Genomic DNA, 14,511 nt, shown 5'->3' on the forward strand with positions numbered 1-14,511 from the left:
TTCTGCCGCAGAACTGGCGGACTGCTTGGCTGAGAGTCATCGAAAAAATGATCAAGAAGTGAAGTCGTGCTTTTCCGACTCAACATTTGATCCACCGGTGCGAAAGCGTTGCCGGTACTCGATCGGACTGATGGAAAGCCGTTTTAGAAATACTCTGCGAAGGCTGTCAGCACTATCAAAGCCGCATTTGTGAGCGATCTCCTTGATGGATTGCTCCGTTGCTTCGAGGTGGCGACGAACAGCATCAATACGGGCGTCGGCCAGAAACGACATGGGAGGAAGCCCCGTTTCTTTGGTGAATAGTCTTGAGAGGTTTCGCGAACTCATATGGGCCCGTTCTGCCAATAAGGCTAAGGTGTGGTCGAGATGCAGGTTTGAGAGGACGTATTCCTGAATAGCTTGAACCTGGGTTCCCACATCACCTTGCATTTCGAGCAGGGGACTGAATTGCGACTGACCACCGGCTCTACGCAAATACACCACAAGGTATTTAGCGACGTCGACAGCCATTCGCTTTCCAAAGTCCTCCTCAATCATCAGTAAAGACAGGTCGATCCCAGCGGTGACACCTGCAGTTGTGTAGATGATTCCATCTTTCACATGGATATGGTCAGGATCAACCTTGGCAGAGGGAAATAGCTCGCTCAAATGAACGGCATCCATCCAATGTGTGGTCACTGACTTGCGATCAATTAGTCCGGCTGCTCCGAATGCAAAAACCCCATTACAGATGGCCGCCAGTCGACGGCACGATTTGCTTTGCGCTTTAAGCCAGTCGGACAAAACCGAGTCGGTGTAAACATCAAAAATACCCAAACCTCCTGGCACGATGACCGTGTCTAGATGCGGGCATGGATCAAAAATCGTGCGATCGGGTATTACAGTAAGGCCACTGGATGAGAGGAGTGGGCTACGAGTGGTTCCGATGGTGAGCATCTCGTATTCACATTCGCCATTACTCAAGACTTTGACCTGAGCAAATGCGTCTTTAGGCCCAGCGATGTCCAGCAGTTGAAAACCCGGAAAAACGAGCAGGCCAACGATTATTTTTCTCATCCCCGATCCTCGGGGGCGCCTTTGCCCCTCTGCTAGGTTGTGGAGTTGGTCGCTAGAAACCAAGGCATCTAGCAACCCTTTTTTGATGGCCTGTTACCTGAATGAAACCGCCTGTGAGGAGGCCTCTGAAGAACTGTCCTTTTGACGTGAGTACCACCAGGCGCTCAAGCCCCCCAGCGCCATCCAGAAGACTGCGTTGACTAGCAACGAAGCTATCCGGAAATGTGCCTGGAGCTCATCCGGTGCCAGTGCACGGTGTTCTGCCGGTTGAGGAGCGCCCACAACGTGTGGCGCCGCGATTAGCAGCACCGCCACAACACTCAACAGCCAATGCCTCCCAAACACAATCAAGGCCAATCCAACTGCGGTCGCCAACGCCGTTGCGCCCCACCAGTCCTGGCGTGAGGACAGCTCGGCGGCCATGGTGCCCGGCAGTTCCGGCGGTAAACCTGCAGCCGGTGCCAGGCAAAACGTTGCATAACCCGCCAGCCCCCACAACACGCCATGCCAGGCTTTGGGCGGCGCGCGCAGGTTGTAAAGTGCGCAGAGCAATAGAGCGAAACCAATGGCGACTACGAGGTCTCCGCCAAAGGTCGACAGCGTGCGTTGCCAGCCGTCTTCAGGTGACCATGCCTGGGCATCATGTTCATGCTCATGTGCACCCTCAGCATGCTCGTGAGCCTGGTGTGCCTGAGTCTGCTCTTGGGCCGCCTCCGCGTTTTCAAAGACTTCCGCCTGGAGAATCAACGGGGAGATCCACAGACTTTGTAGCAGCGTCAGAAGAAGCGCGGCAACGGCGCCGGTATAACAAGCGGTGGTCAGGATGCGTTTGAACATGCTTAAGGTGCTCCGGCAAGGTCAATCAGTGGCAGGGGAAGCCCGAGCTGTGGCGGGTGTCGTGCGCTGCGTTATGAATAAGATCCAGGTGCGAAAAGCCGGCGAAATACACCAGCGACAAGCCCATTAGTATCGAGCCGAACGTCACTAATAGTTGACTGCTGCGGGCACGACTGGAGGCGTGCGTAAGTACTGTACTGCTCATGCGATGTTCCTCAGATTAGAGTTGCTTTCAGTTAAATCGGAGTCAGGTTTTAAAGCAGTCAGCCGAGCCTGAAGCTCGCCCGTTTCGAGCAGTGAATGCTGCTGCAGCACCTTGATCAAAGCCTCCAGATATCGCTCGTAGTAGTCCCATGGAGGTTGGTTATCGCAGGGAAGTTGCTCCCAGGTCGAGATCGACCCGATCAGGTTCTGGCGAAAGGCTTCCCACTCGAAGTGACCGGCCTTGGACAAGGCAAGTGCCAGCCCGTAAAGACTGCGTTGCCAGTCCTGAGTGAAGTGCAAGCGGCCCTGCGAGCGTGGCGGTGAGTCTTTGTGGCCGAGCATGCTGTTGGCGGCGAACTCTTCGAATCGCGTAAACATGGCGCAGTCCTCAGGCGGCGTTAAGTTCGATCAGCGCTACGCCCATCATCGATTCGGGAGTGACCAGCTTGGCCAACTGCTCCTCGCTCAGGTGCTCCGAATTGGCAGGACGTTCGGGTACCACGAACCAGCGTATCTGAGCACTGCTGTCCCATACTTCGACTTTGGTTTCTTCGCTGATTGGAACGCCGAACTCACGTAGCACTGCGCGAGGTTCGCGTACTCCACGCGCACGAAATACCGGATCTTTGTACCAGTAGGGTGGTAAGCCAAGAATCGGCCATGGGTAGCAAGAGCAAAGTGTGCAGATAATCAGGTTGTGCACGTCAGGGCTGTTGGCGACGGCCAGCATGTGCTCACCCTCGGCGCCGTCCATACCTTGGGCCAGGTTCAGTTCAGCGATGGCTTTAGGCGTATCGGCCAATAACCTGGCTTTGTATTCGGCATCGACCCAGGCACGGGCGACAATTTTTGCCCCGTTGAAGGGGCCTGCCACGGTTTCGAAGTGGGCAAGAACGGTGTCGACTGAGTCGCTGCCGATTACACCTTTCTCAATCAGCAATGCTTCTAGCGCACGCACTTTGGCTGCGCTTTCGGCTTCTCGCTGTTTTTCATACTCGAAGAGTTGGCTCATGAAGTGCTCCGTTTAATAACGATTCGTCGGACTCTGTTTTGAAGTGAACTCAAAAATCAACGCGGTGGCTGTAAATAGGCTTCGAACAAATCCGCATAGATCGTGGTGTTGGGCTCGCTTTTTTCCTCGCCCCAGATCTGCGCAGCTTCAAAGGCGACTCGGTACACCGGCATTGGCTCGCCAATGCCATCCAGGCCTGTATTGACGAAGTAGGCGAACGCTCCCGGATAGACTTCGACGACTTTCCCGCGTTTGTTGCGCAGGTAGCCGGGGAGGCGGGTGTGATCTACTGCGACTGGATCTGCGATCGTCACGGTGTCGTCTCGCGCATACAGCGGGGCATCTGCGTAGGGACGCAACCCGGAATCACCTTCCATCAGGTAGCGAACGATCTGCTCCCGGATCGGCGCACTGGGTTTGTCCGGCAGCGGTGCATCTGGCTCCTTACGATAGAAGTCAGCCTTGCTTTTTAACTCGTCACCACCGATATAGCCCTTGTCTACAAAGAACCCGGAGATGCCGCCCAGCCATTTTTCGTAGTAACGGAATTTAAAGTACTCGAACGGTTGCATTCCCTCTGCGCCGGTGCGCAACGACGCCCAAGTCCAGTCGCTCTTGAATGTTGTGGGAAGCGTGTCTACCGGGTATTTGGGCAATGCTTCGACCAGATGCGCGCTTTCGGCCATCATGACGGTGTGAATGCCGAAGATGCGCTTCTCCCATGCCTGAACGAAGACCTGCTTCTCCAAGTCCACCGGCCCGAGATTCTCCAAGCCGCCGAGGTAGTGTTGTAGTTTCATCAATCGCTCCAGTGTGTGAATGAGGGAGTCAGGCCAACTGAGCGCGGGGTTTGCTGGTTAATGCGTCTCCCAGCCATTCAGAGACGTAACCAAAGACCGCGCCGGTAATCAATGCGCCCGCTGCGATCAGCGCAGGATTCTCCAAACCTGGAGTCGTCATGGGTTTGCCGCCCACAGCCGTCGTGCCAACGGTCGAGGCAAAACCCCATACAATCGCCGGTAGAATGCTCAGAAGAGGCACCTTGGAAGCCTGAACCATCAGAGCACTACCAGCGCCTACCGCGATTGCAATGAAGAATGGCGCTTCGCTGACCGTAGCGATGCCCAGCAATACCAACGAGCTGATCACAAGACCGGTAAGGTTCGAAGCCACGCTACGCACGAACCCAGCCTTGCCGCCGCCAACGATGAAAAACGAGGCCCACGCAATGAACGTGACCCACACCGGGACATGCCAAACTGTGGCGGTGAGATAGGTGTCGAGTACAGCGAGCAAACCGATGCTGACGGTGTAGGCTTCTTGCTTTTTCATGAGGTTTTTCCTGTCGTTTGTGGGGCGTTTTGTTGGGCAGGTTTTAAAAAAAGCTCAAGCGGTGTGCAGGCAGTCGAGAAAGCCTTGGCGCAGCTGCTCGCTGTCCAGATCACGACCAATGAACACAAAACGGTTGTCACGAATCTCGCTTTCTTCCCAGCGACGGCCAGGCATTGCCTCCAGCAGCATGTGCACGCTGTGGAAGTGGAAGCGCCGGGCCTCGCTGAAAAAATGGAGCAGGCCTTTCATGCGCATCAGGCGCTGACCCTGATCATTGACCAGTTGGTTGATCCAGCGGTTGAATCGGTCTGGATCAAGCGCTCCGGACGTAATCACAGAGCATGACGATATTGAGGCGTCGTGCTCGTGATCGTGGCCTTCGTCCTCAAGGATGTCTGGCTCGATCATCAGCAGGTTTGGCAGGGAGAAACGTTTGGTTCCGAGTAAGGCCCCGGCTGCTACTTGTGAGTGATTCGTCTGCACCACAGTTGCGGTGCGGTTGATCAAACGAACTTGGTTGCGAATGCTTGCCAATGTGTCTTGGCTAACCAGATCGGTCTTGTTGAGGATCAGAGTGTCAGCGAATGCAATCTGCTCGCGAACGATCTCGTCACTTAATTGGCCGCTCAGATGCAAGGCATCAATCACTGTTACCACTGACTCCAGCTCGACCCGTGTGCGTAGATCCGGATCTGCGAGGAATGTTTGCAACACCGGTGCAGGATCGGCCAAGCCAGAGGTTTCGATGATCAGGCGATCAAGACGGTGACCCGCAAGCTCAAGCATCTCCTTGACACTGGCTACGAGGTCAGCGCGCACCGTGCAGCACACGCAGCCGTTGTTGATCTCGATCAGCGCCTCCTGCTCGGAGACAATCAACTGTCCGTCGATACCCACTTCGCCGAATTCGTTGACGACCACGCCGATTTTGTAATGCTGGTTTTGACTAAGCAGATGGTTGACCAGTGTGGTCTTGCCAGCGCCAAGAAAGCCTGAGATGACTGTTACGGGAATTTTCGAAGCTGACATTTTTATGCACCGTTATGCAGTAGGTTTCGTTGCTGTTCCATCAGCCTCGACACTGCATTGCGATAACAAGGCCATCTTTCGAGGCTTGTCCTCACGTACCTTTTTATTGTCACATTTGGTCAATAAGGACGTCCTTATTTGAGTGAATCGACCATACAGGACACTTTGCGATCTTTTGTATTTGCAGACGCGTAGCTGCTTGGCAGGTGCGTTGCACCGTAGTGGGGCGTTGCGCTCCAAAATGGCTGAAGTGTCCGAGTGGTGGAAGCCCCCGTTTTCGTGGCTCAGCGCTTCCTGAAGCCTCTTGAAATTGGATGATGAACTTAATTCAGTGCTCATTTCATGAGGTTAACGGTCGCTCGCTTGGTTCCGTCCGACGCTCACTCCTGGCTGAACGCGCCGGTTTGTTCATGGATAAATCTTTGCCTGGGTCAGCCCTTAATGTGGTTTTGACAGCCGACTAGCGATGGATTTGGTTCGGCTGGTGAATGCTGGCTGTAGCGATGTGAAAACCGGAAAGTTTGCGCGGGCATGCGTGCCGCAGGATACAAGTTGATTGCCGAAGGCAATTGCTCGTTAATTATCATAAACAGTGATAGTTGCGGCGGCTGCAAGTGTTATCGAAATAATGATATGACCGTGCTTTTCCGCTGGGCTCATTCGAGGATTGTATAGAGCACGCCTAACGATGGGTCTGCCTGCGAGGCTCCTGAACATAAATGGATACGCCGGAGCCGATCGTTTGGATGCCATAGGCGGATATTCAATGTCATCCAGGCACTCATGCAGTGCGCACGCTTACAAAATTCCGGTCGGCGCTATTTTTGATCGCGTCCCCTACAGACGGTTTTTACCAATGTGGCCCGCTGGTTGGTATCGGTGAGCCGTAATGACTGCTTTTCAGGCCATGCCTGCGAAAGCGGAACATTCCTTGCGATGAGCTCAAGTGTCACTAAGCCGCATTAATAAAAAGTACGCATAAATTTCTCGCGCAGGCGGCACTTGGCGCACCTCAGTGCCCTGGCAACGAGGTGACAGAGCAACCCTTCGATTCGACTGCCCGGCTGTCTCGATCGACCATTCACAATTATTTAAAATATGGAGCAGGTATCAATGAAGCGTCGTAGTTTGATCAAGGCTTTTACGGCAACGGCATTTATCTCAGCGATGGGGCTCACCTGGGCGGTGCAGGCTGCTGAGACCATCAAGGTTGGCATCCTGCATTCTCTTTCCGGCACCATGGCCATCTCCGAGACGTCTCTCAAAGACATGGCGCTGATGACCATTGATGAGATCAATGCCAAGGGCGGCGTAAACGGCAAAATGCTGGAGCCAGTGGTCGTCGATCCGGCGTCCAATTGGCCGTTATTCGCTGAAAAAGCGCGCCAGTTGATCACCCAGGACAAGGTGGCCGTAGTTTTTGGCTGCTGGACATCGGTATCGCGCAAGTCAGTTCTGCCAGTCTTTGAAGAGTTAAACAGCTTGTTGTTTTATCCGTTGCAGTACGAAGGGGAGGAGATGTCGCCGAATGTGTTCTACACCGGCGCGGCCCCTAATCAGCAGGCGATCCCTACCGTTGAGTACTTATTGAGCGATGACGGCGGGGCGGCCAAGCGCTTTTTCCTGCTGGGCACCGACTACGTCTACCCGCGCACTACCAACAAGATTCTGCGTTCGTTCTTGCACTCCAAAGGGGTGAAGGACAGCGATATCGAAGAGGTCTACACCCCGTTCGGCCATGCTGATTACCAGACCATTGTGTCCAACATCAAGAAGTTCTCCGCAGGCGGCAAAACTGCTGTGATCTCCACCGTCAACGGCGATTCCAACGTGCCGTTCTATAAGGAACTCGGTAATCAGGGTCTTAAAGCCACCGACGTACCTGTGGTGGCGTTCTCGGTTGGTGAAGAAGAGTTGCGCGGCGTCGACACGAAACCACTGGTAGGAAACCTGGCGGCTTGGAATTACTTCGAGTCCGTGAAGAACCCGGTCAACACCAAGTTCGTCGCTGATTGGAAAGCCTACGCCAAGGCACACAACCTGCCGAACGCCGACAAGGCGGTAACCAACGACCCGATGGAAGCTACCTATGTAGGCATTCACATGTGGGCTCAAGCAGTCGAGAAAGCCAAGTCAACGGACGCGGATAAAGTGCGTGACGCCATGGCCGGTCAAACCTTCGCCGCGCCGTCGGGCTTTACCCTGACCATGGACAAGACCAACCATCATCTCCACAAGCCGGTGATGATTGGCGAGATCAAGGCAGACGGTCAGTTCAACGTCGTATGGAAAACCAAGGAGCCAATTCGCGCCCAACCTTGGAGCCCCTTTATTCCAGGGAACGACAAGAAACCTGACTATCCGGTAAAAGGGTAGTAAGAGCTCGGCAGGTAAACAGAGGGAGCTTCCTGCGCAGTCCGGAAGCGCCCCTCTTTCCAACTCAAAATGTTCAGTGCTCCAGCACTCGACTATCAAACGTAGCCATCGCGTCAAATCTAGTGCTCTTTCATTTTTTGTGAGGTTTAGCGGCTGATCCTGGTATTTTTGTCTGATGGCTATGCTGTAGCGTGCGGTATTCCGATCTCAGCTAAATTTGAGTCGAACCATCAAGATATTGCGAGCCAAGGGGAAGCTAAAATTGCTGCGAGACCAGTAGTTGCGTGATAAGCAGGGCGTAGCTGTCGGCCGATAAAACTCAGCGCGTGCGGGCTATTACCGAAGCTTTTGATTTAAAAACGCTGAGGTTAGGGGCAAGGTATCGATAGGGGGAGGGCAGCACGATGCAGTTTAGGTCGGTCAGGGTGGTGTTCACGTTAGGCATGGTAGTCATATGCCTCGGTGCCATTTCCTCAATACGTTTCGTTGCGGCGGAGGTCAGTCATCTCCGGTCTAGATTACAGTCTCCCGTGGAGCTGCCTACAGATGTCCACACGACCTTGTGGGTAAATACAGTCCTATCGCTTGAAGCGTCTTGTCAGCTTTCGCAGAGTGCAATTCAAGAAGTCCTTGGCACGAGGTATTCCTCTATCGTCGCAGGTGTATCGGTGGCTGCTCCGTAAGCGCTCTTCACGTTTTTTTCACGCTCGACTCGGTAGGTTGAGCCTGCTTACGTAAGAAGTATAAGCCCGCTCCCCATCGCGGGCTTTTCTTTGTCTCTCATCTGGGTGATCAACGGATAGCAAATGCTGTGTGTTTCGTCGGTTCTCGGCGAAACTACGTCGCCTTACGTTCGTTTGAGCCGGGCATGATTCTCACTCGCGTTGTGGCCTGGAGGTTCTAACAATTGCAGTGAGCAGGTTCACCTGCTTGTAGTGAGCTCAGCGCATTTCTCTGCGTTATGCCTGAGGAGAGGCCCAGCTAACTCCCCGAATCCCATGTCCATTATCCTGTCAAACCACGAAGTCGTTCCCGGCATTTTTTCTGATGAACCGGTGTCGCGCTGTGCTTTAGACATATTTGCCAAGTGGCTGACGATTCGGCCTGTCCCAGGCAGCGCTGAATCACTGAACCTAAAAGCTCGTCTCTATGCGGTAGGTTGAGGCTTACGATTTTCCTACTAGCACCTTCGTGCGCCTGCAACTTTCTCCAGATGCCGACGCGATCATCGGCACTAGGATATGGAATATTCCTTCCACTCCGTGACAGTCGACGGACGATTTTCGCGTTCATTTCGTCTCTCGCCGGAGCTTCAAAGCCGAAACTTTGATCCCGGAAAGATTCTCTTTGATCCATCCTGAGGGGCACGCGTCGTGCTTAGGGCCGGTGGGGTAGGGGCGATATACTCAACGCCCCACCCTGGTTTATAGGCCGTTCTAGTTATAGCCCTTTTAGTGTTTTTGGCCGGATCACAAAGCGTTAGAGTCTCAACTCGACCACGCTGCTGGCCGGCCGAGAGTCACCTCTTTCAAATAGCGTGTTTGCAATCAGGTATGAGATCCAGGTGTCCAGACCCTCTGACCAAATGCGAGAGATTTTGGCTAGAGTTTACAAGTCTCCGCAAGCAAGCTGTCAGCACTACCTGCTCACGTAAATCACAACGTGAATTTCCCCACCATCGCATTGAATGATACCGCGAGCCGCGAAAGCTCTTGGCTGGACGCGCTGGTTTGGTTAGCACCCGCGGAAGTCTGCGTCGACAAGTCCTGAATATTTACCAGGTTGCGGTCAACCTCCCGGGCAACCTGGGCTTGCTCCTCAGCTGCGCTGGCGATAACGAGGTTTTTCTCGTTGACCTGACTGACACTGTTGCTTATCCGCTCAAGCGCCAAGCCAGCTTCGGTTGCGAGGGACTGGGTACTGACCGCGAGAGCTTGGCTCTTCGCCATAGCCTTTACAGCCTCCTCAGCACCGTTTCGTACAGTGCTAATCATTCCTTCGATCTCACCAGTCGACACTTGGGTGCGGTGTGCAAGGGCGCGCACCTCATCTGCTACGACGGCGAAACCTCGGCCTTGTTCACCTGCGCGAGCGGCTTCGATGGCTGCGTTAAGTGCTAATAGATTCGTCTGCTCCGCAATTCCTCGGATAACATCCAGTACTTGCGAGACATCCCGAATCTGGCTTGCCAGTGCGCCGACTAGCTCCGTCGAGTCGTTAATCTCCAGGGCCATCGTGTTCATCGACTTGACCGCCTGCTGCACCTGATCTTGCCCTTTCATTGCATCTTCAGCGGCTTGACTCGACACCTCTGAGGCACTTGCTGCATTGCGCGCCACCTCCTCTACCGCCGCGGTCATTTCGTTCACCGCCGTGGCGGCTTGCTGGATTTCGCCATTTTGACGTATCAAGCCGCGCGTGCTGTCATCGGTGACAACGGTCAGCTCCTCTGCAGCAGAGGCGAGCTGATTTGAAGCATCGGCGATTTGTTGGACAGTGGTTTTCAGATTGCTTTGCATGTTGGCAAGCGCTTTGAGTAATTGCCCGGTTTCATCGTCGCTATGGGCCACGATTACTTGGGTCAAGTCGCCGCGGGCAACACGTGACGCACTTTCTACAGACTTGTAGATAGGTTGAGTGATCATGCGTGTAACGACCAACCCTAGGACTGCTGCGCAGATCAATGCCAGCAGTGAACCGATGATCAGCACCAGGGTGACATGATCGTTGGTTGCGATTCCGTCAGCCGCCGACTCCGCCGCTTGCCGAGAGTTGGACTCCGTGATGATCTTCAGCTCGCTCATGATTTTGCGGTAGTTTGAAGTGACGTCATTGACGATGAATTTTCCGGCTTGTTCGTAATTACCTGCTTTGATAAGCGCCAGGCCAGCGTCCATGTTACTGACGTAAATGGGCCAGTCGACCAAAAATGCATCCCCTGCTACCCGCTCATCATCATCCAGCGGTGCGGTGCGATAAGCCTTGAAGTCGACCATTACCTGATCCGCGCTCTCCTTTAGCGACTGAATTGAAGATGAGATTTGTTCCTGTCCTATTTTGCTGCTTGCCAGCCCTAAAACAGCGAACAGGTCGCGGTTGGTGGATGTTACGTTCGCCTTTACGGCGTCCACTTTGGTGATGCAAAAAAGATTGTTGTCTATGGAGTCTTGAAACAGGGCATACAGCCTCGTGATCCCGGATTGTCCTAACACACCTACCACTATGGTTATCACAGCGCACAGGCCAAATGCAGACAGCAGTTTTACTTTGAGCTTCAGATTTGTGATCCAAGACATTTATGGGCGCTCTGAATGAGGGAGGGGGCAAGAGGCGATGGCCATCACGGCCGCTTGCGATTTACCTATCGGCGAAGCTTGAGACGTCTTGATGCGTAAGCAGAAAAATAGTTTTAAAAATCGGGTCTTCGAATAATTTTTCTATACCAAAAGGTATCAATAGCGATATTTTTTATAGGGAATTGAGAGCGGTTAAAAAATAATAATATCGTTATAAATCAATTAGATAGTATCTATTTCTGGTCGTGTTCGAGCTGGCCGTCTACTACCACTATAAAAAATATAGATTTATATTTTATAGATACCTTTCGGTACTGAAAAAAATAATTACCTCAGTCCGAGATCCATCAGGAATGATGAGCCCACCTCTTGACCAAGAGTTTCTCTTCGCCGAGCCGTACATTTGGTGGGTGGTTTAGTGATTTTTTTCTGACGCGCCAAGGATGTGCCTAAGCTGGCGCATACATGATTCTCGGCCCGCAATGTCAATCCCAAGCTCTTTTTTCATCATCGACATCGCCAATTTATCCACTGGAATGTCTGGAAATTATGGTTGAGACCGTTTCAGCCACAGGCATTACGCATTTATTCTTCTTCACCCCCAATTCTGTTGACCAGAGTGGATTCTTGCCTCTAGTGTATCGCCTATAGAACCGATCGTTACTGAAATATAAGCCAGGCGGGCTTGAGTGACCTGTCTTCAACCCAGCACCAAGAGAGCAGTCCTTGCATGCCGATCTTGAATCTCTGAGTTTTAGTCTAGAGCCGCTAACCCAAGTGAGTTCTGGGCGAGTGATGCGCTCTCAGGTGAGTAAGGTGCGTATGAAAATTCGCGGCACGATTTTTTGAGGTGTCGAGATGGCGGAAACGGCAGATAGGGGCATGGGTGAAAATCTTTTCTGTCCATGGGGTGTACGCCTTTTCTGCCTGATTCACCAACGTCGATGGATATAGGGAACCCGAAATGAGTGTTGCAAGGCCCATCCCGAAACGCGGCTCATGCCCATCGGGATACACATCTGACGGCGATATGTGCGTTCCTATGTCGAGTGATACACGTGTTGCGATACTCAAACATGGTACGTGTCCGCCTGGATGGGTTGAGGAAGGAAAATATTGCGTCGCAGTGACGGTTGCATCAAGGAAGGTTATTCCCAAGGAGGGGATTTGCCCGGCCGGCTATAAATCACATGGTCGGTACTGCATCAAGATTTAGAGGAAGCGGCTTTGTCATAGGGCATTGATGCCTGCCCGAGAAAGCGAAAACACCTGCGAGTGCGACCTTTGAGAGACGTAGCGCAGAAAGCTGGGTATGGAGGTAATTGTGAGCAAGCGATCAGGTGCGCCCACTGACTAGTCGAGTTTTGTCGTGGAGAAGATTGACGGTGTATGTCTTTTTGCCGGCAACCATGAGCGGCACGCGCGGCGTGCTATCGAGTTCGGTATCGAGGACGACGCCCCCTAGCGCTGTTTCTTAAGTATATAAAGCGAACCGGTCATCGGGAATCCCGCAGTACCGTACTACGTCACCCCGAAAGGAGTCGAATGACAACTCTTTTCATAGCTATACAGTCAGACTCGCGCTCAAGCCGCGAAGCGAGAAGTCAGCTACCGCCAGAAGTTGTTTCCGGCTTGCGCCCGCTTTCGCCTGAATTGACATGCCTTGGACGACGGTCATGACATATCTTGCGAGGTCTGCGGGCTTGTAGTCTTCATCCAGATCACCAGCTGTCTTGGCGCGCTGCAAACGGGCTTTGAGTGCGGACTCGCACTGGTCGCGTCGTTTTGCTAACTCATAGCGGATCGCTTCACCTTCATCTGAGCTGACGATCGCACTGTTAACAACCAAACATCCCTTCGGATTAGACGGTTGCGTCTGTATTTTCGCGCATCCATAGAGCGTCGCCTTTATGACTTCGCTGGCAGTTGGCAATTCCAATGCATCGCTCATGAACCGAAGGTGTCTGTCCTGGTAACGGTCGAGCACCTTGTAAAATAGCGCTTCCTTATTACCAAACGCGGAGTACAGACCTGGCCGAGCGACGTTTGTAGCGTTGACCAAATCTGTGAAGGATGTGCCCTCATAGCCTTTGCTCCAAAACACTTGGAGTGCAGCATCCAGAGCATCGTCCAGTCTGAATTCGCGATGACGCCCCATAATCAATCCCAGGATAAAAGAACGGTTATTATTGAATATTGGAGCGGTTGTGTGCAATGCGGTATTCGACGGACGAGCCTGACGCGCGAGGGGATCATGGCTGGACGAGCTAGCTTGAGTTTGCTACAGACGATGCACTGTGCCACTACATTCCCTCCTCCGCAGGCAGGTGGCTAGTGTGCCTAAATCGGTTTGTTTGGAGAAGGGAAGGGAATGCCAAAGCCAGCCTTGCTTTTTAGGACGGCTGCGGCGTTGAGATCTGCCGGATTCAGGTGAGCAAGGCTTATTGTAAGACCGAACTTTTTAAATACAGCTTCCAGGGTCGCGAGGGTCGGATTGCCGCGATCGACCTCCAGCTGCGACAGAGCCCGCTTTGAAATTTTGCAGGCCACCGCGAACCGCTCTTGATTCACGCCTAGAAGATTTTCACGAAGACGTTTAACGGCGCCGCCGAGCGTCAATTTCCCTTGGGCGACCTCAGCGGCCACTGCTTGAATGTAGGTTTTGCGCTCTTTTAGCGTCATCTCTTTCACATCAACCCCCTTTCCGTCAAGCCGAGTCCAGATTATTGAACGGAAACTCTTCGCATTGCGAGCGCTATCCGGCATGTTCACGATTAGATCGAGTAGAGTGAGGAAGCACTGGGCCTTGCAACGCATGGCATCGAAATACGCCTCACTGGATGCCTTGCCTGCCAACGCATCGTATGCCCGCCTCCAAACATAACAGCAGTGCAATATAATGCACTAAAGCATCACGAATGAGGGGGTGGCAGTGCATTAAAATGCGCTGATCATTTTCTCAGTATTTTTAAAAATACAACGAAAAGTCCCCGCACTGATGGCTGGGGTTCTCTAGCCCTCAGTCAAAGTTGAGGGTTATAGCCAAGGTTGTGAGCCAGTGGCGCTATCACAGCTGTTCACGGAGACGTGGTCGTGAAAGAGGTTCAGATTCCCACAATGCAGACGATCCGTAACATTATCATCGACAAAACCTGGAACCTGGAACCTGGAACCTGGATAACGGTGATCGGTGTGCAGCTTACGCAGCGCTGTTTCAGCGTTGCGGTAAGCACTATCGGCAAGTCTGTCATCAAGGCCAGTGATCTGCCCCCGTACGCAGCCTGGTTGGGCCTGTGGTACGGGGGTGAACATTGCTGATGCGGCTAAGGTTGCGAAACCTAAATCGTGACGAAAGCCACCATCAGCTGA

The 14,511-nt window shown here is 53.0% G+C and carries 13 protein-coding genes and 1 pseudogene; 2 read left to right on the forward strand and 12 right to left on the reverse strand.

All coding sequences use genetic code 11. From position 1 onward, the window contains the following. Positions 1–51 precede the first annotated feature (51 nt). The 8 genes from M2401_RS22950 to M2401_RS22985 form a co-directional block, all read right to left on the reverse strand. Positions 52–1,056, reverse strand: a complete 1,005-nt coding sequence (locus tag M2401_RS22950) for a GlxA family transcriptional regulator (protein WP_259106132.1) — start codon at positions 1,054–1,056, stop codon at positions 52–54. A gap of 93 nt (positions 1,057–1,149) precedes the next feature. Further along, positions 1,150–1,893, reverse strand: coding sequence for a CbtA family protein (locus tag M2401_RS22955; protein ID WP_259106133.1), 744 nt, complete (start codon positions 1,891–1,893; stop codon positions 1,150–1,152). A 25-nt stretch (positions 1,894–1,918) separates the two neighbouring features. Beyond that, on the reverse strand, positions 1,919–2,098 hold the full coding sequence (locus M2401_RS22960) for a CbtB domain-containing protein (protein WP_259106134.1): 180 nt from the start codon (positions 2,096–2,098) through the stop codon (positions 1,919–1,921). Beyond that, complete coding sequence (locus tag M2401_RS22965) at positions 2,095–2,475, reverse strand: nitrile hydratase accessory protein (protein WP_259106135.1); 381 nt, start codon at positions 2,473–2,475, stop codon at positions 2,095–2,097. The genes M2401_RS22960 and M2401_RS22965 overlap by 4 nt, the downstream gene beginning before the upstream one ends. A gap of 10 nt (positions 2,476–2,485) precedes the next feature. After that, a complete protein-coding gene (gene nthA, locus M2401_RS22970) occupies positions 2,486–3,109 on the reverse strand; it encodes a nitrile hydratase subunit alpha (RefSeq protein WP_259106136.1) in 624 nt (207 codons plus the stop codon). 56 nt (positions 3,110–3,165) lie between these two features. Continuing rightward, on the reverse strand, positions 3,166–3,909 hold the full coding sequence (gene nthB / locus M2401_RS22975; protein WP_259106137.1) for a nitrile hydratase subunit beta: 744 nt from the start codon (positions 3,907–3,909) through the stop codon (positions 3,166–3,168). A gap of 28 nt (positions 3,910–3,937) precedes the next feature. After that, positions 3,938–4,441, reverse strand: a complete 504-nt coding sequence (locus tag M2401_RS22980) for a DUF1097 domain-containing protein (RefSeq protein ID WP_259106138.1) — start codon at positions 4,439–4,441, stop codon at positions 3,938–3,940. A gap of 54 nt (positions 4,442–4,495) precedes the next feature. Next, complete coding sequence (locus M2401_RS22985) at positions 4,496–5,470, reverse strand: GTP-binding protein (RefSeq protein ID WP_259106139.1); 975 nt, start codon at positions 5,468–5,470, stop codon at positions 4,496–4,498. Positions 5,471–6,583: 1,113 nt separating this feature from the next. On the opposite strand from M2401_RS22985, the gene urtA reads away from it, so the two are divergent. Further along, the gene (urtA, locus tag M2401_RS22990) at positions 6,584–7,846 is read left to right on the forward strand and encodes an urea ABC transporter substrate-binding protein (RefSeq protein ID WP_259106140.1); all 1,263 of its coding nucleotides are present in this window, start codon (positions 6,584–6,586) and stop codon (positions 7,844–7,846) included. A 1,655-nt stretch (positions 7,847–9,501) separates the two neighbouring features. Here urtA and M2401_RS34700 read toward each other — a convergent pair. The 4 genes and pseudogenes from M2401_RS34700 to M2401_RS23005 all read right to left on the reverse strand — a co-directional run bounded on the left by M2401_RS34700 (position 9,502) and on the right by M2401_RS23005 (position 13,824). Beyond that, positions 9,502–10,365 carry a methyl-accepting chemotaxis protein gene (locus tag M2401_RS34700; RefSeq protein WP_409033972.1) on the reverse strand — a complete coding sequence of 288 codons (864 nt, stop codon included), beginning with the start codon at positions 10,363–10,365 and terminating at the stop codon, positions 9,502–9,504. Then, a pseudogene (locus M2401_RS34705) lies at positions 10,360–11,142 on the reverse strand (MCP four helix bundle domain-containing protein); the annotation flags it as partial. The gene M2401_RS34700 and the pseudogene M2401_RS34705, both read right to left, overlap by 6 nt. A gap of 1,564 nt (positions 11,143–12,706) precedes the next feature. Continuing rightward, a complete protein-coding gene (locus M2401_RS23000; protein WP_259106142.1) occupies positions 12,707–13,300 on the reverse strand; it encodes a TetR/AcrR family transcriptional regulator in 594 nt (197 codons plus the stop codon). 182 nt (positions 13,301–13,482) lie between these two features. After that, a complete protein-coding gene (locus M2401_RS23005) occupies positions 13,483–13,824 on the reverse strand; it encodes a helix-turn-helix domain-containing protein (protein ID WP_259106286.1) in 342 nt (113 codons plus the stop codon). A gap of 411 nt (positions 13,825–14,235) precedes the next feature. Here M2401_RS23005 and M2401_RS23010 point away from each other — a divergent pair, with 411 nt between their 5' ends. Further along, positions 14,236–14,460, forward strand: coding sequence for a hypothetical protein (locus M2401_RS23010; protein ID WP_259106143.1), 225 nt, complete (start codon positions 14,236–14,238; stop codon positions 14,458–14,460). Positions 14,461–14,511: the final 51 nt, after the last annotated feature.

The organism is Pseudomonas sp. JUb42 (genome assembly GCF_024807945.1).
Taxonomy (GTDB): Bacteria; Pseudomonadota; Gammaproteobacteria; order Pseudomonadales; family Pseudomonadaceae; genus Aquipseudomonas.